This window comes from Chromobacterium sphagni (assembly GCF_001855555.1).
Lineage (GTDB): Bacteria > Pseudomonadota > Gammaproteobacteria > Burkholderiales > Chromobacteriaceae > Chromobacterium > Chromobacterium sphagni.
Genome location: NZ_MKCT01000017.1, coordinates 57700 through 79075, shown reverse-complemented (window position 1 = coordinate 79075; position 21376 = coordinate 57700). Strand labels below are relative to the sequence as shown.

22 protein-coding genes are annotated in these 21376 nt (G+C 62.8%); 7 read left to right on the top strand and 15 right to left on the bottom strand.

Going from position 1 to position 21376, the window contains the following annotated elements:
- Positions 1-80: 80 nt before the first annotated feature.
- Both BI344_RS08655 and BI344_RS08650 read left to right on the top strand, forming a co-directional pair.
- Positions 81-935, top strand: coding sequence for a histidine kinase N-terminal 7TM domain-containing protein (locus BI344_RS08655; protein ID WP_071112561.1), 855 nt, complete (start codon positions 81-83; stop codon positions 933-935).
- Complete coding sequence (locus tag BI344_RS08650) at positions 935-1543, top strand: GGDEF domain-containing protein (RefSeq protein ID WP_158021047.1); 609 nt, start codon at positions 935-937, stop codon at positions 1541-1543. The genes BI344_RS08655 and BI344_RS08650 overlap by 1 nt, the downstream gene beginning before the upstream one ends.
- 79 nt (positions 1544-1622) lie before the next feature.
- Here the strand turns inward: BI344_RS08650 and metK are convergent, their stop codons facing one another.
- Positions 1623-2792, bottom strand: a complete 1170-nt coding sequence (gene metK / locus BI344_RS08645) for a methionine adenosyltransferase (protein WP_071112559.1) — start codon at positions 2790-2792, stop codon at positions 1623-1625.
- A 77-nt stretch (positions 2793-2869) separates the two neighbouring features.
- On the opposite strand from metK, the gene BI344_RS08640 reads away from it, so the two are divergent.
- The 5 genes from BI344_RS08640 to BI344_RS08620 all read left to right on the top strand — a co-directional run bounded on the left by BI344_RS08640 (position 2870) and on the right by BI344_RS08620 (position 6496).
- Positions 2870-3763 (top strand): lysophospholipid acyltransferase family protein, encoded by an 894-nt coding sequence (locus BI344_RS08640; RefSeq protein ID WP_071112558.1) that lies wholly within the window; start codon positions 2870-2872, stop codon positions 3761-3763.
- A complete protein-coding gene (locus tag BI344_RS08635) occupies positions 3760-4626 on the top strand; it encodes a lipid A biosynthesis lauroyl acyltransferase (protein ID WP_071112557.1) in 867 nt (288 codons plus the stop codon). Before BI344_RS08640 ends, BI344_RS08635 begins: the two co-directional genes overlap by 4 nt.
- Before the next feature lie 145 nt (positions 4627-4771).
- Entirely contained in the window at positions 4772-5440 is a 669-nt protein-coding gene (locus BI344_RS08630; RefSeq protein WP_071112556.1) for a CsgG/HfaB family protein, read from the top strand.
- A 21-nt stretch (positions 5441-5461) separates the two neighbouring features.
- Complete coding sequence (locus BI344_RS08625) at positions 5462-5830, top strand: DUF4810 domain-containing protein (RefSeq protein ID WP_071112555.1); 369 nt, start codon at positions 5462-5464, stop codon at positions 5828-5830.
- A gap of 9 nt (positions 5831-5839) precedes the next feature.
- Entirely contained in the window at positions 5840-6496 is a 657-nt protein-coding gene (locus tag BI344_RS08620) for a DUF799 domain-containing protein (RefSeq protein ID WP_071112554.1), read from the top strand.
- 63 nt (positions 6497-6559) lie between these two features.
- Here BI344_RS08620 and BI344_RS08615 read toward each other — a convergent pair whose 3' ends face one another.
- The 14 genes from BI344_RS08615 to BI344_RS08550 all read right to left on the bottom strand — a co-directional run bounded on the left by BI344_RS08615 (position 6560) and on the right by BI344_RS08550 (position 21370).
- On the bottom strand, positions 6560-7294 hold the full coding sequence (locus tag BI344_RS08615) for a ribonuclease T2 family protein (protein ID WP_083370135.1): 735 nt from the start codon (positions 7292-7294) through the stop codon (positions 6560-6562).
- Positions 7295-7449: 155 nt separating this feature from the next.
- A complete protein-coding gene (locus BI344_RS08610) occupies positions 7450-7746 on the bottom strand; it encodes a DUF2818 family protein (protein WP_071112553.1) in 297 nt (98 codons plus the stop codon).
- Positions 7747-7759: 13 nt separating this feature from the next.
- Entirely contained in the window at positions 7760-9214 is a 1455-nt protein-coding gene (gene nuoN / locus BI344_RS08605; protein ID WP_071112552.1) for an NADH-quinone oxidoreductase subunit NuoN, read from the bottom strand.
- Between the two features lie 20 nt (positions 9215-9234).
- Positions 9235-10731, bottom strand: a complete 1497-nt coding sequence (locus BI344_RS08600; RefSeq protein WP_071112551.1) for an NADH-quinone oxidoreductase subunit M — start codon at positions 10729-10731, stop codon at positions 9235-9237.
- Between the two features lie 40 nt (positions 10732-10771).
- Entirely contained in the window at positions 10772-12802 is a 2031-nt protein-coding gene (gene nuoL / locus BI344_RS08595) for an NADH-quinone oxidoreductase subunit L (protein ID WP_071112550.1), read from the bottom strand.
- Positions 12803-12834: 32 nt separating this feature from the next.
- Positions 12835-13140, bottom strand: a complete 306-nt coding sequence (nuoK, locus tag BI344_RS08590; RefSeq protein WP_043580285.1) for an NADH-quinone oxidoreductase subunit NuoK — start codon at positions 13138-13140, stop codon at positions 12835-12837.
- 27 nt (positions 13141-13167) lie between these two features.
- Positions 13168-13809, bottom strand: coding sequence for an NADH-quinone oxidoreductase subunit J (locus BI344_RS08585; protein ID WP_071112549.1), 642 nt, complete (start codon positions 13807-13809; stop codon positions 13168-13170).
- A gap of 9 nt (positions 13810-13818) precedes the next feature.
- On the bottom strand, positions 13819-14298 hold the full coding sequence (gene nuoI, locus BI344_RS08580; protein ID WP_204378076.1) for an NADH-quinone oxidoreductase subunit NuoI: 480 nt from the start codon (positions 14296-14298) through the stop codon (positions 13819-13821).
- Between the two features lie 29 nt (positions 14299-14327).
- Positions 14328-15374: an NADH-quinone oxidoreductase subunit NuoH gene (gene nuoH / locus BI344_RS08575; RefSeq protein WP_071112547.1), complete on the bottom strand. Its 1047-nt coding sequence runs from the start codon at positions 15372-15374 to the stop codon at positions 14328-14330.
- A 3-nt stretch (positions 15375-15377) separates the two neighbouring features.
- Positions 15378-17729: an NADH-quinone oxidoreductase subunit NuoG gene (nuoG, locus tag BI344_RS08570; RefSeq protein ID WP_071112546.1), complete on the bottom strand. Its 2352-nt coding sequence runs from the start codon at positions 17727-17729 to the stop codon at positions 15378-15380.
- Positions 17730-17732: 3 nt separating this feature from the next.
- Positions 17733-19028, bottom strand: coding sequence for an NADH-quinone oxidoreductase subunit NuoF (gene nuoF / locus BI344_RS08565; protein WP_071112545.1), 1296 nt, complete (start codon positions 19026-19028; stop codon positions 17733-17735).
- The gene (nuoE, locus tag BI344_RS08560) at positions 19028-19528 is read right to left on the bottom strand and encodes an NADH-quinone oxidoreductase subunit NuoE (protein WP_071112544.1); all 501 of its coding nucleotides are present in this window, start codon (positions 19526-19528) and stop codon (positions 19028-19030) included. Before nuoE ends, nuoF begins: the two co-directional genes overlap by 1 nt.
- Positions 19528-20781, bottom strand: coding sequence for an NADH-quinone oxidoreductase subunit D (locus BI344_RS08555; RefSeq protein WP_071112543.1), 1254 nt, complete (start codon positions 20779-20781; stop codon positions 19528-19530). The genes nuoE and BI344_RS08555 overlap by 1 nt, the downstream gene beginning before the upstream one ends.
- On the bottom strand, positions 20774-21370 hold the full coding sequence (locus tag BI344_RS08550) for an NADH-quinone oxidoreductase subunit C (protein WP_071112542.1): 597 nt from the start codon (positions 21368-21370) through the stop codon (positions 20774-20776). The genes BI344_RS08555 and BI344_RS08550 overlap by 8 nt, the downstream gene beginning before the upstream one ends.
- Positions 21371-21376: the final 6 nt, after the last annotated feature.

Genomic DNA, 21376 nt, shown 5'->3' with positions numbered 1-21376 from the left:
CGGCGCTGCTCTCCGCCGCCATCAGCATCATCGCCTGGAACCGCAGGCAATTCGCCGGGGTGCGCTAGCTGGCGCTATTGATGGCTGCAGTCGCCTTCTGGGCCGGCGGCGCCATGTGCGAACTATCGGCCACCAGCTTAGCCGCCAAGATATTCTGGTCCAAGGTGGAATACATCGGCACTCTCGGCACCCCGGTGTTGTTCCTGCTGCTGGCGCTGGATTACAACCACATCGACCTGATGCGCCGCCGCTACTGGCTGGCTACCCTGTTCGCCATCCCCCTGACCTGCCTGCTGCTAGCCGCCGGCAACGAATACCATCATCTGGTCTGGACCAGCTACCGGCCCAGCCCCTCCGGCTACAACCTGCTGATCTACGGCCACGGGCCGGTGTTCTGGCTGGGCGTGGCCGGCTATTCCTATCTGATGATGCTGCTGGGAAGCCTGCTGCTGATCCGCTCGCTGCACTACTATCCGGCGCATTTCCGCGGACAGTCCATTACCCTGATGCTTAGCGCGGTCGCCCCGTGGCTGGGAAATATTCTCTACCTGAGCGGCGCCTTCCCGCTGCGGGGACTCGACCCCACGCCGCACTCCTTCGCCTTCACCGGCATGGTGTTCGCCATAGATCTGCTCTACCTGCGCCAGCTTTATCTGGTGCCGGTGGCGCGCACCCGCGCCTTCGAAGCGATGGGCGACGGCATTGTGGTGGTGGATCAACAGTTGCGCATCCTCGATATCAATCCCTCCGGCGCGCGAATGCTGGGCAAACCGGCGCGGCAGCTGCAAGGCAACGCGCTGCCCGCGCCCTGGCTGGGCGGTGCCATGCTGGAGAAGGAAAGCCGGCACCTTGAGCTGATGGTGCCGGACAGCGGCATCATTCTGGACATACGCGCTTACAGGGCAGGCAGCCCAGCCATACCCGCATGCTGGTGATGCGCGACATTACCCAGCGGCGCGAAGCGGAGGACGCGCTGAAAAGCGCCAATCAGCAGTTGATAGAACGGCTGGCGCAAATCGAGCAACTTCAGGCGGCGCTGCGCCAGCAGACGCTGCGCGATCCGCTGACCGGCCTGTTCAACCGCCGTTATCTGGATGAGACCTTCGCGCGCGAAAGCCGCCGCGCCGAACGCGACAACCGGCCGATAGCGGTGGCGATGATAGATCTGGACAACTTCAAGCGCATCAACGACAGCCATGGCCACCAGGTGGGCGACCAGGTGTTGCAGGCGCTGGCGCGGCTGCTGCAACGGGAATGCCGCGCCGCCGACATCGTCTGCCGGCTTGGCGGCGAGGAATTTTTGGTGTTGCTGCCCGGCAGCGACGCCGAGCAGGCGCAGTTGCGCGTCGAACACTGGCGCGACAGCTTTTCACGGCTAAGCCATTCCGGCCAGGAGCAGCGCTTCCATACCAGCTTCTCCTGCGGCATCGCCGCGCTGCCGCGCCACGGCCGGACACTGGCGCAGTTATACCACCATGCCGACAAGGCGCTGTACCAGGCCAAGGCCGCCGGCAAAAACTGCAGCGTGCGCGCCGCCGTCTGAGCGCCTGAACCGCGCCGCCTTGAACGGCGGAAACGAAAAAACCGCCGAAACCGGCGGTTTTTATTTTGCGGAATCGCGCTTACAGCCCGGCGTCGGCGCGCAGCGCCTCCACCTTGTCGGTGCGCTCCCAGCTGAACTCCGGCTCTTCGCGGCCGAAGTGGCCGTAAGCGGCGGTCTTGCCGTAGATCGGACGCAGCAGGTCCAGCATCTGGATGATGCCTTTCGGACGCAGGTCGAAATGCTTCTTCACCAATTCCACGATCTTTTCGTTCGGGATCTTGTTGGTGCCGAAGGTATCCACCGCGATCGAGGTCGGTTCGGCCACGCCAATGGCGTACGACACCTGGATCTGGCACTGGCGCGCCAGGCCGGCGGCGACAATGTTCTTGGCGACGTAGCGGCCAGCGTAGGCGGCGGAACGGTCAACCTTGGACGGATCCTTGCCGGAGAACGCGCCGCCGCCGTGCGGAGCCGCGCCGCCGTAGGTGTCGACGATGATCTTGCGGCCAGTCAGCCCGCAGTCGCCCATCGGGCCGCCGATGACGAAGCGGCCAGTCGGGTTGATCAGAAACTTGGTTTCCGCGGTGATCATTTCCGGCGGCAGCACCGGCTTGATGATGTCTTCGATCACCGCCTCGGTCAGCGTCTTGTGGTCGATGTCCGGGCTGTGCTGAGTGGACAGCACCACGGTGTCGATGCGCTTGGGCAGGCCGGTGGCGCCATCGTAAACGCAGGTGATCTGGCTCTTGGCGTCCGGGCGCAGCCACGGCAGGCGGCCATCCTTGCGCAGTTCCGCCTGGCGCTGCACCAGACGGTGCGCGTAGTAGATCGGGAACGGCATCAGCGTCGGGGTTTCGTCGCAAGCGTAGCCAAACATCAAGCCCTGGTCGCCGGCGCCTTGGTTCAGATCCAGGCCCTCGCCCTCGTTCACGCCCTGGGCGATATCCGGAGACTGCTTGTCGTAGCAGGCCATCACCGCGCAACCGCGGAAATCGAAGCCCAGCTCCGAGTCGTCGTAACCGATGCGCTTGATGGTTTCGCGCGCGATCTTGATATAGTCGACATTGGCGCTGGTGGTGATTTCACCGGCCAGCACCACCAATCCGGTATTGACCAGAGTCTCGGCCGCTACCCGGGCGTGCTTGTCCTCGCGCAGGATGGCGTCGAGGATGGCGTCGGATATCTGGTCGGCGACCTTGTCCGGGTGACCTTCGGATACGGATTCCGAGGTAAACAGGTATTCACTCATTTATTCTGCGTTCCCAAAAAATACAAAACCTTGTGATGATAAAATAGGTCGCTTTGAGACCAAGACTGCGCTTTCATATGTCCAAGCTAGTCCATCTACTGCTGTCTTTCCTGGCGCACCTGCCCCTATCCTGGCTACAAGGTTTGGGTGCCGTTCTAGGACGACTGACTTATCATGCTTCTCCGCGCTTCGCCATGCGGCTGCGAGAGAATTTAAGTTCTAGTAAAATCTTCGAAAAGTATCAGGTTTTACCACGTGAAGTCAAACGCAGCGCCGCGGAAACCGGCAAGGGCGCGCTGGAGCTGGCCATCGCCTGGTGCCGCAGCCCGGAAGACATCGCCGCCATGGTCAAAGTCTGCCATGGCTGGGAATATGTCGAACAGGCGCTGATTGATGATCATGGCATAGTTTTTGTCACTCCGCACCTGGGAAGCTACGACATAGCCGGCCGCTACATCAGTTCGCGCCTGCCTTTTCCGCTGACCGCCATGTATCGCCCGCCCAAGCTGACCTGGCTGGAACCGGTGATGCAGGCCGGACGCGCCCGCGGCAAGGGCAAGACCGCGCCGGCCACCTCAGCCGGCGTACGAGTGCTGATGAAAGCGCTGAAATCGGGCGAGGCCACCATCATCCTGCCCGACCAGGTGCCGGGCAACGGCGAGGGCATATGGGCGCCCTTCTTCGGTCAGCCGGCCTACACCATGACGCTGGTGCCGCGCCTGGCGCAGATGAGCCGCGTCACCACGCTGTTCTTCGTCGGCGAACGCCTGCCTAAGGGCCAGGGCTTCGCCGTCCATATCGAGCCGCTGGCGCAACCGTTCAGCGGCGACAAGAACGCCGACTGCGCGCAGATGAACGCCCAAGTGGAAAACCTGATCCGACGCTTCCCCAGCCAATACCTGTGGAGCTACAACCGTTACAAATGCCCGGCCGGCGTCATCCGGCCAGACAATCAACAAGGACAAGCATGAAACTCGCTTTCGCCCTGCTCTGGCTGATCCGCCTGCTGCCGATGCCGGTCATCGGCCTGCTGGCCCGCGGCCTTGGCAATCTGGCCTACCTGCTGGCCCGCGGCCGCCGCCGCGTCGGCCTGATCAACCTCAGGCTATGTTTTCCGCAGATGCCGATGTCCGAACGGCGCCGGCTGATCCGCAAGAACTGCCAGCACATGATGCGGATGGTGCTGGAATATGGCGTGGTGTGGTGGAGTTCCGCCCAGCGCATAGACCAGCTGGTCACCATCAAGAACCTGCATTACGTCACCGACCTGCGCGATCAAGGCGAAGACGTGATCCTGTTCTATCCGCACTTCGTCGGCTTCGAGATGTGCGTGTACGCGCTCAACCAGTACATTCCGCTGGTCAGCGTCTATTCGCACCAGAAGAACGACACGCTGGACCGCCAGATCTACGCCGGCCGCCAACGCTACGACAACGCCTACATCGTGTCGCGCCAGGAGGGCTTGCGCCCCATCATCAAGGCGATGCGCAAGGACCATGCGCCCTTCCTCTACCTGCCGGACCAGGACTTCGGCGTACGCGACTCGGTGTTCGTCGACTTCTTCGGCGTCAAAGCCGCCACCATCACCGGCCTGTCGCGCATCAGCAAACTGGCGCGCGCCAAGGTGGTGCCGGCCATCGCCCGCCGCGTCGGCGACCGCTTCGAGCTGGAGTTCTACCCGGCATGGGACCACTATCCCAGCGAGGACGTCGAAGCGGATACCCGCCGCATGAACGCCTTCCTGGAGGAACGCATCCGCGAAATCCCCGACCAGTATTTCTGGCTGCACAAACGCTTCAAGAACCGCCCGCAAGGCGAAGCCCGCTTCTACTGAGCTCGCGCTCCCGGCCGGGCCCCGCGCCCGGCCGTCCTCCCCATCACCGTTCGCCAACCATTACGCAACAATGTTTCACAGGCATTGCGCTATATTGTTAATCTTTTTTCAATTCAATTACATACCAAGCTACTGGAGACAATCCATGCGTATCAAGCATATCGCCCCGGCGCTGCTGACCGCCGCCATGCTGGCCGGCTGCGCCACCGAAAGCTCCCAGACCCTGGCCGTCGCGCAAGTCGCCAGCGCCGGCAAGCCCTACAGCGGCGCGCGCGCGCCGATCGCAGTCGGCAAGTTCGACAACCGCTCCAGCTTCATGCGCGGCATCTTCTCCGACGGCGTCGACCATCTGGGCAGCCAGGCCAAGACCATCCTGATCACCGATCTGCAGCAGACCAACCGCTTCAATGTGCTAGACCGCGACAATATGCAGGAAATCAAGCAGGAAGCCGGCCTGAAGCAGCAGGCGCAGAAGCTGAAGGGCGCCGACTACGTGGTCACCGGCGACGTCACCGAGTTCGGCCGCAAGGAAGTGGGCGACCAGCAGCTGTTCGGCATCCTCGGCCGCGGCAAGCAGCAGATCGCCTACGCCAAGGTCAGCCTCAACGTGGTCAACACCCTGACCTCGGAAGTGGTGTACTCCGCCCAGGGAGCCGGCGAGTACAGCCTGTCGAACCGCGAAATCGTCGGCTTCGGCGGCACCGCCAGCTACGACTCCACGCTTAACGGCAAGGTACTGGACCTGGCGGTGCGCGAGGCGGTGAACAATCTGGTCAACGGCATAGACTCCGGCGCCTGGCAGCCCGGCAAGTAATCACCCTCAGCGATAGAGACAATGAACACTAAGAAGATAAAACAATACAGCGGCATGCTGGCCTTGCTGGCCGGCACAGCTGTGCTGAGCGCCTGCGGCACCGCCCCCCAAACCTTGTACCAATGGGAAGGCTATCAGCCGCAGGTCTACAGCTATCTGAAAAGCGACGGCGCCGACGCGCAGAAGCAGATTGACGCGATGGAGCTAGGCCTGCAGAAAATCGAGGCCAAGGGCAATATGCCGCCGCCGGGCTACCACGCCCACCTCGGCCTGCTGTACGCCTCGGCCGGCAAGCCTGACCAGATGGTTCAGGAACTGCAGACCGAAAAGAAACTGTTCCCGGAGTCGGCCGCCTACATGGATTTCCTGCTGGCCAAGCTGAAGAAATAAGGAAAAACCATGTTCAAGCACCTTGCAAAAATCGGCGCCGCCGCCGCGCTCGCCATCCTGGCCACCGGCTGCGCCGCTCCGGTGAAGCGCGATTACACCGCCTACAAGCAAAGCCGTCCGCGCTCCATCCTGATCCTGCCGCCGCTCAACGAGTCGCCCGACGTCAACGCCACCAACGGCATGCTGTCGCAGATGAGCTATCCGCTGGCCGAGGCCGGCTACTATGTGCTGCCGGTGACGCTGGTCAGCGAAACCTTCAAGCAGAACGGCCTGACCATGGCCAACGACATCCAGCAGGTGCCGCCGGCCAAGCTGCGCCAGATTTTCGGCGCCGACGCCGCGCTGTACGCCACCGTCAACCGTTACGGCGTGCATTACAGCGTGCTGGACAGCGTGGCGGAAGTCTCGGTCAAGGCCAGGCTGGTGGACCTGAAGACCGGTCAGGAAATCTGGGCCGGCAGCGCCTACGGCAACAATGCCGCCAACAACAACTCCGGCGGCGGCCTGATCGGCATGCTGGTCAGCGCCGCGATCAAGCAAATCGTCAACAGCGCCAGCGACGCCACCTACCCGGTGGCAGGCATGACCAGCAATATGCTGCTGTCCGGCGGACAGGCCAACGGCGTGCTGTACGGCCCGCGCTCGCCGCGCTACGGCACCGACTAAGCCTTGCCGCCATGCGCAAGAAAGCCGTCCGGCATCCGCCGGGCGGTTTTTTTTACGCCGCGCTCACCAGCCGGGCATCAGGAAAGGCTGGCCGCAGCTGTCTTCGTACTCGCCGTCCGGCGTGTTGACGAAGGCATCCGCCTTGGGAAAATCTTCCAGCTTGTCCGCCCGCAGCGTGAACCAGACCTGGGTCAGCACATTGCGCTGCCGCCCGTCCTTGCCGCACTGCAACTGCAGCGAACGGACCTGGTTGGTGCCGAAGGCCTTGGAGAACTCCGCCGCCAGCTCCTCGCGGCTGCGCGTCTGGCCGGCCTGCGCCAGCAGGTAGGCGCCGAAGCCGCTGTCGACGACGGCCTGGCGCATATTCATCGCCGCGCCGAAAAATTCGCTGGCGCCGAAGCCGAAGCACTGCACGTGCTTGACGTACTCATGAGTGTACAAATCGTCCTTCAACTGCGGCATCACCTCCCACAGCTGCTCTCTCAGTTCGGGCGGAGGCAAGGGGATGGCCAGCGTGTGGGGGAAGAAGCCGCAACCCTTGGCCCACCACTGCTGCACCGGCACGCCCTGCTGGATCAGGCTTTGCGGCAGCGACGGCCACAGTCCGTGCAGGCCGATCAGCTGCTGTTTGGGCTGATCGGGCAGGCAGCCGTCGCCGGTCGCGCAGAAGCCTGGTTGCCAGGTCAGCGCGTAAGTGTAGTGGATGAAATCGCCGTGCCTGGCGGGCTGCAGCGGTTTGGCCTGGGCCGCTCCGGCCAGCAGCAGAACGGAAATAAGGCAACGCAGGAATTTGAGCATGATGGTTGTGGATAAGATTGACCCGCATCGCGTGCGGGCGGCGCGCACAAGGCATGCCAATGTCAACCCACCGCCGCAAAAAAGCAAGCACCGCAACAAATCTAAATAAAAAAAGCACTGCGCATGCAGTGCTTTTTCAGAACCACCGGCGGCGGCTACTGCCCCGGCTTGCGCCAGAAGTAACGGTAGACGAAGCCCGGGAAGCCCGCCACCAGGAACAACGCGAAGGTGGTGACGTAAAACTGCCAGTTCTGCTCGTGCACCGGCATCTGCCGCGCCTCCAGCAACCTGGCCAGGCCCCCCACCAGAAGAAACAGCACCGCCAGCTCCAGCGCCTGCCAGCCGAAATGCTTGCGCGCCACCTTGACGAAACCGGCCACGCGGGTGGTGGCGAAGGGCAGGTTGGCGGCCGCCACGGCCAGCAGGAGCAGGATGGTGATGCTGGTTTGCATGCGCCTTATCCCGTCAGATCAGGGTCAGCGACTGACGCATCGCCTGCAGGCAGAGCTCCAGCACCGATTCCGGCATCACGCCCACCGCCAGCAGCGCCAGCGCATTGATCGACAGCACCAGCTTCATGTCGCCGCGGACCACGATCGGGCTATTGTCGACGGCATCATCGAAGTAGATGGCCTTGACCACGCGCAGGTAGTAGAAGGCGCCGATCACCGACATCAATACCGCGAACACCGCCAGCTTGACCATGCCGACGTCCAGGATGGCCTTGATCACCACGAACTTGGCGTAGAAACCCACCAGCGGCGGGATGCCTGCCATCGAGAACATGGCCAGCAGCATCAGCAGCGCGTACCAGCTGTTGCGGCTATTCAGGCCCTTCAGGTCGTCGATGTTCTCGCATTCGAAGCCCTTGCGCGACAGCGCCAGGATGATGCCGAAGCCGACCATGGACATCGCCACGTAGACCACGGCGTAGAACAGCGCCGCCGAATAGCCCTGCTGGGTTCCGGCCAGCACGCCCAGGAGCAAAAAGCCCATGTGCGAGATGGTGGAATAGGCCAGCATGCGCTTGATGTTGGTCTGCACGATGGCGGTGATGTTGCCGATGGCCATCGACAGCACGGCCACGATCACCAGCATCGCCTGCCAGTCGCCGACCAGCACGTCCAGCCCCTGGGCCAGGATGCGCAGCACGAACACGAAGGCCGCCAGCTTGGGCGCCGCGCCCACCATCAGCGTCACCGAAGTCGGCGACCCCTGGTAGACGTCGGGCACCCACATGTGGAACGGCACCGCGCCCAGCTTGAAGCTGAGGCCGGCGACGATGAACACCAGGCCGAAGATCAACAGCAGGCCATTGGCCGAGTGCGACTTGATGGACTTGGCCACGCCGGCCAGCTCCAGCGTGCCGGTGGCGCCGTAGATCATCGAGATGCCATACAGCAGCAGGCCGGAAGCCAGCGCGCCCAGCACGAAGTACTTCATCGCCGATTCGGTGGCGGCCACCGAATCGCGTTGCAGCGCGATCAGCGAGTACAGCGCTAGCGACAGCAGCTCCAGGCCCATGTACAGGCTGAGGAAGTGCGACGCCGACACCATCAGGTTCATGCCGAGCAGCGCGAACAGCGCCAGCGAGAAGTACTCGCCCTTGTACAGGCCACGGTCGGCGGTGTACTGGCGGCTGTAGACCAGCACCATGGCAGTGACGCCGTACATCGCCAGCTTGACCAGGTTGGCCAGCGGATCGGCGACGTACATGCCGGAGAAAGTGGTCACCGGATACGGGGTAAACGTGTATACCTGCACCGCCGCCGTGCCGACCAAGGTCAGCAGCGTCAGGCCGTAGGTGATGCCGCGCTTTTCATCGGGGATGAAAAGATCCAGCATCAACACCACCAGCAGCGCGCCGATCAGGAACAGCTCAGGCATGGCGGGTATCAGGTTGAGATCAGCCCAATTCATTGTGTTTATTCCTTCCGCCCTTACAGCTTGGTCTGCGCAACATGCGCGATCAGGTCATTGACCGCCAGGTGCATCTTGGAAACAAAAGCCTGCGGATACAGGCCCATGCCCAGCACCATCAGCGCCAGGATGGCCAGCACCAGGAACTCGCGCTTGTTGACGTCCTTCAACGCCGCGACGTGGTCGTTGGCCACGTCGCCGAAGATCACGCGCTTGTACATCCACAGCGTGTAAGCGGCGCCGAAGATCAGCGTGGTGGCGGCCAGCGCGGCGTACCAGAAGTTCACCTGCACCGCGCCCATGATCACCATGAACTCGCCGACGAAGCCGGAAGTGGCCGGCAGGCCGGAGTTGGCCATCGCGAACAGCATCATGAAAGCTGCGAAGATGGGCATCTTGTTGGCCACGCCGCCGTAGTCGGCGATGTTGCGGCTGTGCACGCGGTCGTACATCACGCCGATGCAGAAGAACATCGCGGCAGAAACGAAGCCGTGCGACACCATCTGCACCAGCGCGCCTTCAACCGCCCACTGGTTCAATTCGGAACCGGTGAACATGAACAGGCCCAGGGTGACGAAGCCCATGTGCGAGATGGACGAGTAGGCCACCAGCTTCTTCATGTCAGACTGCACCAGCGCCACCAGGCCGATGTAGACCACCGCCACCAGCGACAGGCCGACGATGATGGGCGCCAGTTCGCGCGAGGCGTCCGGCAGGATGGGCAGCGCGAACCGCAGGAAGCCGTAAGCGCCGATCTTCAGCGTGATCGCCGCCAGCACCATCGAACCGCCGGTCGGCGCTTCCACGTGGGCGTCCGGCAGCCAAGTGTGCACCGGCCACATCGGCACCTTCACCGCGAACGACAGGAAGAACGCGCCGAACAGCAACAGCTGCGCGGTCAGCGGGATCTTGGCGATGGCGTGGAAGGACTGGATATCGAAGCTCTTGCCGGCCAGGAAATACAGGTAGATCAGCGCCACCAGCATCAGCAGCGAGCCCAGCAGCGTGTACAGGAAGAACTTGATCGACGCGTAAACGCGGCGCGGACCACCCCAGACGCCGATGATCAGGTACATCGGAATCAGCATGCCTTCGAAGAAGACGTAGAACAGGATGGCGTCCAGCGCGGCGAAGGCGCCGTTGATCAGGCCCGACATGATCAGGAAGGCGGCCATGTACTGCGCGACGCGCTTCTGGATCACTTGCCAGCCGGCGATCACCACCAACAGCGTGGTGAAGCTGTTGAGCACCACGAACAGCATCGAGATGCCGTCCACGCCCAGGTGGTAGTTGATGCCAAGCGCGGCGATCCACGGCTTCATCTCGACATACTGCATGCCGCCGTTGAGGTTGTTGAATTCGGTGAACAGCGGCACCGACAGCAGGAAGCCCGCCAGGGCCCCCGCCACGGCCAGCCAGCGCGCCAGCGGCGCGCGCTGGTCGCCGCCGGTGGCCAGCACCACGAGGCCGGCCAGTATCGGCGTCCAGATCACCAGACTTAACAGATTTGTGAACATAATCAAACCTATATTGTTATTTCAATCCCGAAGCCCGGACTCAGCGCAAGATCAGCGGCAGGAACCACCAGGTCATCAGGCCCAGCACCCCGATGATCATCGCGGTGGCGTAGCTGTAGATGAAACCGGTCTGCAGACGGCGGGTGACGGCGGAAACGCAACCCACCAGCAAGCCGTCGATCAGCAGCATGTCGCCGATCTTCCAGAAGAAGGTGCCCAGCGCGCGCGAGCCCTTGGCGAACACGGCGAAGTAGATCTCGTCCAGGTAGTACTTGTTCTCCAGCAGCTTGTTGACCGGGGCGCACTTCTCCTTGATGGCGGCCGGAATATGCGGCGCCTTCATGTAGAAGTACCAGGCGGTAACCACGCCGGCCAGCGCCAGCAAGAACGGCAGGCTGGTGAACGAGTGCAGGCCCATGGCCACGGCGCCGTGGAACTCGTGCGCCAGTTCTTCCATCGCCGGGTGCGCTTCGTTGTTGACGAACAGCGCGCCCTTGAAGAAGTCGCCGTAGACCAGCTTGTCGATGCCGAAGAAGCCGACCAGCACCGACGGGATGGCCAGCAGCACCAGCGGCAGGGTCACCACCCACGGGCTTTCGTGCGGCTTGTCGTTCGGGCCCAGGCCGTGGTGGTGGTCGTGCGACTCCTCTTCGTCCTCATGGTCGCCATGGTGCGCGTGCTGCGAACCATGGTTCTCCATCCAGCGCTCCCTGCCGTGAAACACCAGGAAGTACATGCGGAAAGAGTAGAAGGCGGTGACGAACACGCCGGCGATCACGGCGAAGTAGGCGAAGCCGGCCGCGGACAGATGCGAAGCGGCGATCGCCTCGATGATCGAGTCCTTGGAGTAGAAGCCGGAGAAGAACGGCGTGCCGATCAGCGCCAGCGAACCCAGCAGCGAGGTGATCCAGGTGATGGGCATGTACTTGCGCAGGCCGCCCATATTGCGCATGTCCTGATCATGGTGCATGCCGATGATCACCGAGCCGGCCGCCAGGAACAGCAGCGCCTTGAAGAAGGCGTGGGTCATCACATGGAACATCGCGATCGGGTAGGCCGACGCGCCCAGCGCCACGGTCATGTAACCCAGCTGCGACAGCGTGGAGTAGGCCACCACGCGCTTGATGTCGTTCTGCACGATGCCGAGGAAGCCCATGAACAGCGCGGTGATCGAGCCTGCCACCAGCACCACGTTCAGCGCGGTGTCGGACATCTCGAACAACGGGCTCATCCGCGACACCATGAAGATGCCGGCCGTCACCATGGTGGCGGCATGGATCAGCGCGGAGATCGGGGTCGGACCTTCCATCGAGTCAGGCAGCCACACATGCAGCGGGAACTGCGCCGACTTGCCCATCGCGCCAATGAACAGCAGGATGCAGGTGACGGTCAGCAGCGACCACTCGTGGCCCGGGATGATGGTGACGGTCTTGTGCGCCAGCGCCGGAGCGGCGGCGAACACGTCGCTGTAGTTCAGCGAACCGCCGAAGTAGGCCAGCACCATGCCGATACCGAGCAGGAAACCGAAATCGCCGACCCGGTTGACCAGGAAGGCCTTCAGGTTGGCGTAGATCGCCGTCGGGCGTTTGAACCAGAAACCGATCAGCAGGTAGGACACCAGGCCCACAGCTTCCCAGCCGAAGAACAGCTGGACGAAGTTGTTGCTCATCACCAGCATCAGCATCGAGAAGGTGAACAGCGAGATATAGCTGAAGAAGCGCTGGTAGCCCGGGTCTTCCTGCATATAGCCAATGGTGTAGATATGCACCATCAGCGACACGCTGGTGACCACCACCAGCATGATCGCGGTCAGCGAATCCACCAGGAAGCCTACCGAGAACTCATAGCCCCCGACCGTCAGCCAGGTGTAAACCGGTCCGTTGAAAACCTCCGCCGATCCATTGAGGAACGACAGAAGCACCTTGAGCGACAGCGCGGCGGAAACCGCCACGCCGGCTATCGTCACGACGTGCGAAGCGCGCCGTCCGATCGCCCATCCAAACAGGCCTGCAATGATGGAACCCGCCAGCGGAGCGAGTGCAATCAGCAGGTATAAGCTCTTCATATCCATGCTTTTGTGCTTTGTAAAGGTTCCGGTTTGCCTTAGCCCTTGAGGCTGCCCAAGTCTTCAACGTTGATGCTCTGCAGGTTGCGGAACAGCACCACCAGGATCGCCAGACCAATGGCGGACTCGGCGGCGGCAACCGTCAGGATGAAGAATACGAAGATCTGGCCTGCCGAATCCGACAGGTAATGCGAGAACGCGATGAAGTTGAAATTCACCGCCAGCAGCATCAGCTCGATGGCCATCAGCAGCACGATCAGGTTTTTCCGGTTCAGGAAAATCCCCAGCACGCTGATGGCGAACAGGATGGCGGCCAGCACCAGAAAGTGAGTCAGTGTCAGCACGTTTCCTCCCTTGTGGTTGATTGGCCGTCAGGCCTGTTGCTCACCGGAATCGGCCGCGGCCTCTTCCACTTGTTTTACGGCGTCCATCTTGACGATGCGGACGCGGTCTTCACGACGGACTTTCACCTGGATCGCCGGATCGATGGCCTTGCTGTCCTTGCGCGCGCGCATGGTCAGGCCGATGGCGGCCACCATGGCCAACAGCAGCACCACCGCCGCGATTTCAAACGGCAGCAGGTAGGTGGTGTACAGCTGATGGCCCAACACCTTGACGTTGCTGTAGTCGGCGGCCAGCGGCGCAGCGGCCTTGAACTCGCCCAGGCCTGCGGCCGGACTCATCAGGATCAGCGCCATCTCGAACACCATGATCAAACCGACGGTGGCGGCCACCGGCAGGTTCTTCCAGAAGCCTTCGCGCAGCTTCTCGATATTGATGTCCAGCATCATCACCACGAACAGGAACAGCACCATCACCGCGCCGACGTAGACCAGCACCAGGGTGATCGCCAGGAACTCCGCCTCCAGCAGCAGCCAGTGGCCGGCGCTGGTGAAGAAGGCCAGCACCAGATACAGCACCGCGTGCACCGGGTTCTTGGCCGTCACCACGCGCAGCGCGGCGAAAATCAGGATGGCGGACAGAACGTAGAAAATTACCGTTGTAAGGTTCATGGCCTCCCCTTAGCGATACTTGGCATCGGCTGCCTTGTTGGCAGCGATCTCGGCCTCGTACTTGTCGCCAATCGCCAGCAGCATCGGCTTGGTGTAGTAGAGGTCGCCACGTTTTTCACCGTGGTATTCGAAGATGTGGGTTTCCACAATCGCATCCACCGGACAGGCTTCCTCGCAGAAGCCGCAGAAGATGCACTTGGTCAGGTCGATGTCGTAGCGCGAAGTGCGGCGGGTGCCGTCATCGCGCTGCTCCGATTCGATGCTGATGGCCAATGCCGGGCACACCGCCTCGCACAGCTTGCAGGCGATGCAGCGCTCTTCGCCGTTAGCGTAGCGGCGCTGCGCGTGCAGGCCGCGGAAACGCGGCGAGATCGGCGTCTTCTCTTCCGGGAACTGCACGGTGATCTTGCGGGCGAAGAAGTAGCGGCCAGTGACCATCAGGCCCTTGACCAACTCCACCAGCAGGAAGGTCTTGAAAAAGTTGCGGATCGAATTCATTTTTTCACCTATCCCCTGTCTCAGTGCCAAATCGACAGCGGGGTAAACATCCACACGCCCACCACCAGAATCCAAACCAGGGTCACCGGAATGAACACCTTCCAGCCCAGGCGCATGATCTGGTCATAGCGGTAGCGCGGGAAAGTGGCGCGGAACCACAGGAAGCAGAACAGCACCAGCGACACCTTGATCGCCAGCCAGTGGAAACCGCCGGCGCCCAGCAGCGCCCACGACGCCGGGAACGGCGACAGCCAGCCACCCAGGAACAGGATGGAGGTCAGCGCGGCGACCAGGATCATGTTGGCGTATTCGGCCAGGAAGAAGATGGCGAAGGCCATGCCCGAGTATTCCACGTGGAAACCGGCGACGATTTCCGATTCGCCTTCCGCCACGTCGAACGGCGCGCGGTTGGTCTCGGCCACGCCGGAGATCAGGTAGACGATGAACAGCGGGAACAGCGGGATCCAGTTCCAGGACAGCAGCGAGCCGCCGCCCATGCCGAACGACTGCTGCTTGACGATGTCGACCAGGTTCAGGCTGCCGGACACCATCAAGACGCCCACCAGCGCGAAGCCCATCGCCAGCTCGTAGGACACGATCTGGGCGGCGGAGCGCATCGCGCCCAGGAAAGAGTACTTCGAGTTGCCCGCCCAGCCGGCGATGATCACACCGTAAACGCCCATCGAGGTCAACGCCAGGATGTACAACAGCGAGGCGTTGACGTTGGCCACCACCAGGTTCTCGGTGAACGGAATCACCGCCCAGGCCGCCAGCGCGGGGCCGATGGCCAGCACCGGCGCCAGCAGGAACAGACCCTTGCTGGAGTTGGTGGGGAGGATGATTTCCTTCATCAGCAGCTTGACCGCGTCGGCGATAGGCTGCAGCAGGCCGAAATAACCGACCCGGTTTGGGCCGATCCGGATCTGCATGTAGCCGATCACCTTGCGCTCGGCCAGCGTCAGGTAGGCGACGCAACCCAACATCGGCAATACGATGGCGACAATCTTCAGCAGGGTCCACACCACGAGCCCCGCGTCATTGCCAAGAATACCTTGCAAGAACTCCATGGTTTACCCCTGCTTGATCTCGATAGCGTCGAACATGCCGCCAAGCAGCAGCGTAGCTGCGTGCGCGGAGGCAACCCGTAACACATCGGCCGGCAGGCTGTCGTCGGCTTCCACCTTGACGCGCGCCTCGCCCTCGCCCTGCTTGAGCAGCGCGGTGCTGTCGGCGGCGATGCCCAGTTTCTGCAGCAGGCTGCTGTGCGCGCGCGCCACCGGGGATTTGGCCTCGTTGGTGGCTTGCAGCGACGGCGCGCGGCGGCAGATGGCGTCAGACTGGTACATCGGCACTTCGCCGACGCGGACGATGCCGGAGGCGATAGCCGGCTTGGCCACGACCGCGGACAGCGCGTTGTTCAGCGCGGCGGCCAGGTCGCCCTTGGCGAACTCGGCGCGCACTTCCTCGACGCTGTTGTAGTCGAAGCCCGGCAGGCTCAGCATATTGCCCAGCACGCGCAGCACCTTCCAGGCCGGGCGGGTTTCGCCCAGCGGCCTCACCACGCCGTTGAAGGTCTGCAGCTTGCCTTCCATGTTGACGAAGGAGCCAGCGGTTTCCGAGAACGGCGCGATCGGCAGCAGCACGTCGGCGTAATCCAGCAGGCCCTGGCCCTTGTAGGCGGTCAGCGCGATCACGGTGGCGGCCTGCTTCATCGCGGCCACGGCGGCCTGGCTGTTGTAGCTGTCGAACTCCACTTCGGTGTTCAACAGCACATAGGCCTTGCGCGGCTTGGCGATCATCGCGGCGGCGTTGTCGCCGGCGTTGACGGCCGCGCCCAGCGCGCCGCGGGTCGGCAGCGCGCCCGCCAGTTCGGCGCCGACGCTGTTGGCGGCCTCGGCCAGCACGCCGAAACGCGCGCCCGACAGGCGGGCAATTTCCTGCGCCAGCGACAGCAACTGGCCGTAGGCCGGATGATGCTGGGCGACATTGCCCAACACCACGGCGGCCGATTCGGCGGCGCTCAGGCTCTCGGCGATGCGACGGGATTCTGCGGAAACATCCACGGCGGACAGATCGATGGCGGTTTCGCCGGACTTGATTTCCACCACGGCCTTCAGCACCTGCGACAGCGCGTTCACCAATGCCAGCGGCGACACGATCAGCTTGCCGTTGATCTTGGTCAGCAGATTGTCGTCGGCGACGTGGATGATGTTCAGCTCATTGCCCTGCTTCACCGCGGCGCGCAGGCGCGCTGCCAGCAGCGGCTGTTCCTTGCGCAGCGTGGAGCCCACCACCAGAACGGACTTGGCGGCGGCCAGCTCGACGATGGAGGAACCCAGCCACTCAGCGCCCTGCTTCAGGCTGTCGGCGGCGAAATCGCTGCGGCGCAGGCGGTAGTCGATGCTGTTGACGCCGAAGGCGCGCGCCAGCTTCTGGGCCAGGAACAGTTCTTCGGTGGTGGAATGCGGGCTAGTCAGGAAGCCGATGGCGTCCTTGCCGTGATCGGCGGACACGCCGTTCAGGCCCTTGACCACGTATTCCAGCGCGGTTTCCCAGTCGGTATCGTGCCACTTGCCGTCGAACTTGATCATCGGCTTGGTCAGACGCTCGGCGCTGTTCAGGCCTTCATACGAGAAGCGGTCGCGGTCGGCGATCCAGCATTCGTTGATGGCTTCGTTCTCCAGCGGCAGCACGCGCATCACTTCGTTCTGCTTGACCTGCACCACCAGATTGGAGCCCAGGCCGTCGTGCGGGCTGACCGACTTGCGGCGCGACAGCTCCCAGGCGCGGGTGCTGTAGCGGAACGGCTTGGAGGTCAGCGCGCCCACCGGGCACAGATCGATCACGTTGCCGGAGATTTCCGAATCCACGGTCTTGCCCAGGAAGGGCAGGATTTCCGAGAATTCGCTGCGGTTGGCCATGCCGATTTCCTGGAAGCCGCCCACTTCTTCAGTGAAGCGGACGCAGCGCGTGCAGTGGATGCAGCGCGACATTTCCTCGGCGGAAACCAGCGGGCCCATGTCCTTGCCCACCACCACGCGCTTCTCTTCCTCGTAACGCGAGGTCGAGTTGCCATAGCCTACCGCCAGATCCTGCAGCTGGCATTCGCCGCCTTGGTCGCAGATCGGGCAATCCAGCGGGTGGTTGATCAGCAGGAACTCCATCACGCCCTGCTGGGCCTTCTTGGCCAACGGCGAGGCGGTATGGACCTTCATGCCGTCGGTCACGGGAGTGGCGCAGGCCGGCAGCGGCTTGGGCGCCTTTTCCACTTCCACCAGGCACATGCGGCAGTTGGCCGCGATGGATAGCTTCTTGTGGTAGCAGAAGTGCGGAATATAGGTGCCCACCGAGTGGGCAGCCTCGATGACGGTGCTGCCCTGCGGCACCGTCAGTTTCTTACCGTCGATTTCGATTTCAAGCATCGCTCAACACCATTTGTGATCCACCAAGGTCTTTCCGTGTTCGATCGCGTACTCGAACTCTGCGCGGAAATGCTTGGTGAAACTGCGAACCGGGAACACCGCGGCGTCGGCCAGCGCGCAGATGGTGCGGCCGGCCATGTTGTTGCCTACGGAATCCAGAAGCTCCAGATCGCCGGCACGGCCCTGGCCGCCCGCGATGCGATGGATCACCTTGTACAGCCAGCCGGTGCCTTCGCGGCACGGCGTGCACTGGCCGCAGGATTCCTCGTGATAGAAGTAGGCCAGACGCTCCAGCGCCTTGATCATGCACACGTCTTCATTCATTACGATGACAGCGCCGGAGCCGAGCATGGAGCCGGCCTTGGCGATGCTGTCGTAATCCATCGTGCATTGCATCATCACGTCGCCCGGCAGCACCGGCGCGGACGAACCGCCCGGGATCACCGCCTTCAGCTTCTTGCCGTCCTTCATGCCGCCGGCCATTTCCAGCAGCACCGAGAACGGGGTGCCCAGCGGAATCTCGTAATTGCCCGGACGATTGACGTGGCCGGACACCGAGAACAGCTTGGTGCCGCCGTTGTTGGGCTTGCCTGCCTCCAGGAACTTCTGCGCGCCGTCGCGAATGATGAACGGCACCGAGGCGAAGGACTCGGTGTTGTTGATCGTGGTCGGCTTGCCGTAGAGGCCGAAGCTGGCCGGGAACGGCGGCTTGAAGCGCGGTTGGCCCTTCTTGCCTTCCAGCGATTCCAGCAGCGCGGTTTCCTCGCCGCAGATGTAGGCGCCATAGCCGTGGTGCGCGAACAGGTCGAAACTGAAGCCGGAGCCCAGGATGTTCTCGCCCAGCAAGCCGGCCTTGCGCGCCTCGTCCAGCGCCTCTTCGAACAACACGTAGTCCTCGAAGATTTCGCCGTGGATGTAGTTGTAGCCAGCCTTGGTGCCCATCGCGTAACCGGCGATGATCATGCCTTCAATCAGCGAGTGCGGATTGTAGCGGATGATGTCGCGGTCCTTGAAGGTGCCCGGCTCGCCCTCGTCGGTGTTGCAGACGACGTACTTGTCGCCGGGGAACGAGCGCGGCATGAAGCTCCACTTAAGGCCGGTGGGGAAACCCGCGCCGCCGCGGCCGCGCAGGCCGGAGTTCTTCACTTCGGCGATCACGTCCTCTTGCGCCATCTTGCGCTCGAGGATGCTGCGCAGCGCCTGGTAGCCGCCGCGGGCCACATAGGCGTCCAGCCGCCAGCAGTCGGGCTGGCTGGTATCGACGCCGTCGAAAATTACGCCATTGACGAAGACTGCCATTATTTCAACTCCGCCAGTTTTTTATCGATTGCTTCGGGCGTCATGAAACTGCACATCTTGTGGTTGTTCACCAGCAAGACCGGCGCGTCGCCGCAGGCGCCCATGCACTCGCCTTCCAGCAAGGTGTACTTGCCGTCGGAGCTGGTCTCGCCGATGGCGATGCCCAGCTTCTGCGAGATGTACTGCGCGGCGTTGACGCCGCCGGACAGCGCACAGGGCAGGTTGGTGCAGACGGTGATCTTGTACTGGCCCACCGGCTTCATGTCGTACATGTTGTAGAAGGTCGCCACTTCGTAGGCCGCCACCGGGGCGATGCCCAGGTAGTTGGCGACGAACTCGATCAGCTCGGTGCTGAGGCAGCGTTCTTCCGGCGTCCTGCCGCTGGCGCGGCGCTCATCCAGCGCAATGCGCAGCGCGCCCATGACGGCCGAGCGCTTCTGGTCTGCGGGATATTTGGCGACCTCGCGGTCGATCAAGGCTAACGATTGTGCGGACAGCATCAGCGGTCAATCTCCCCAAATACGATGTCCTGGGTACCAATGATGGCGACGACGTCGGCGATCATGTGGCCCTTGGCCATCTCGTCCAGCGCCGCCAGGTGGGCATAACCCGGCGCGCGGATCTTCAGGCGGTACGGCTTGTTGGCGCCATCGGATACCAGATAGACGCCGAACTCGCCCTTCGGGTGTTCGGTGCCCACGTAAGCCTCGCCTTCCGGCACGTGCATGCCTTCGGTGAACAGCTTGAAGTGGTGGATCAGGTCTTCCATATTGGACTTCATGCCTTCGCGCGAAGGCGGAGCCACCTTATGGTTGTCCGTGATCACCGGGCCGGGGTTGGCGCGCAGCCAGGCCACGCACTGCTGGATGATGCGGTTGGACTGGCGCATCTCTTCCACCCGCACCAGGTAGCGGTCGTAGCAGTCGCCCTTCACGCCCACCGGCACGTCGAAGTCCATCTTGTCGTAGACGTCGTACGGCTGGGTCTTGCGCAGATCCCAGGCGATGCCGGAACCGCGCAGCATCGGACCGGTCATACCGAGGTTCAGCGCGCGTTCGGGGCTCACCACGCCGATGCCGACGGTACGCTGCTTCCAGATGCGGTTGTCGGTCAGCAACGTTTCATACTCATCGATGTAGCCGGGGAATCGCTCGGTGAAATCGCTGATGAAGTCCAGCATCGAACCCTTGCGGCCTTCATTCAGGCGCGCCAGCTCCTTGGCGTTCTTGATCTTGGACACGGTGTACTGCGGCATCGAATCCGGCAAGTCTCGATAGACGCCGCCCGGACGGAAGTAGGCGGCGTGCATGCGCGCGCCGGATACCGCCTCGTAGCAGTCCATCAGATCCTCGCGCTCGCGGAACGCGTACAGGAACATGGTCATCGCGCCGATGTCCAGCGCATGGGCGCCGATCCACAGCAGATGGTTGAGCACGCGGGTCACTTCGGCGAACATCACGCGGATGTACTGCGCGCGCTCCGGCACCTCGATGCCCATCAGCTTCTCGATGGTCAGGCAGTAGGCGTGCTCGTTGCACATCATCGACACGTAGTCGAGACGGTCCATATAGGGCAGCGACTGGATGAAGGTCTTGTGCTCGGCCAGCTTCTCGGTGCCGCGGTGCAACAGGCCGATGTGCGGGTCGGCGCGCTGGACGACTTCGCCGTCCAGCTCCAGCACCAGACGCAGCACGCCGTGCGCCGCCGGGTGTTGCGGGCCGAAGTTGAGGGTGTAGTTACGGATTTCAGCCACCGTAGTTCTCCTCGCGAATGATGCGCGGAGTGATTTCGCGCGGCTCGATGGTAACGGGCTGGTAGATCACACGCTGCTGGGTCGGGTCATAACGCATCTCGACGTGGCCGGACAGCGGGAAATCCTTGCGGAACGGGTGGCCGACGAAACCGTAGTCGGTCAGCAGGCGGCGCAGGTCGGGGTGGCCTTCGAACACGATGCCGTACAAGTCGAACGCTTCGCGCTCGAACCAGTTGGCCGCGTTCCAGACACCATTGACCGACGGGACGACCGGGAAGGAATCGTCTTCGGCGAAGACGCGCAGGCGGATGCGGTGGTTCTGCTTGACCGACAACAGGTGGTAGACCACGGCGAAGCGCGGACCGTCCCACGGTTCGTCGCGGTAGGCGCTGTAGTCCATGCCGCACAGATCGATGCACTGTTCGAAAGCGAGCTCGGCGTGGTCGCGCAGCGTGACGGCCACGGCAGACAGATCCGCCGCCTTGCACACGATGGTCAGCTCATCCAGGGCCAGCGTGCTGCGCACGAGCTTGTCGCCAAGCGCCTCGGCAACGACCGACCCCAACGCTTCCATTTTCTTGGAGGCCATAAGTTT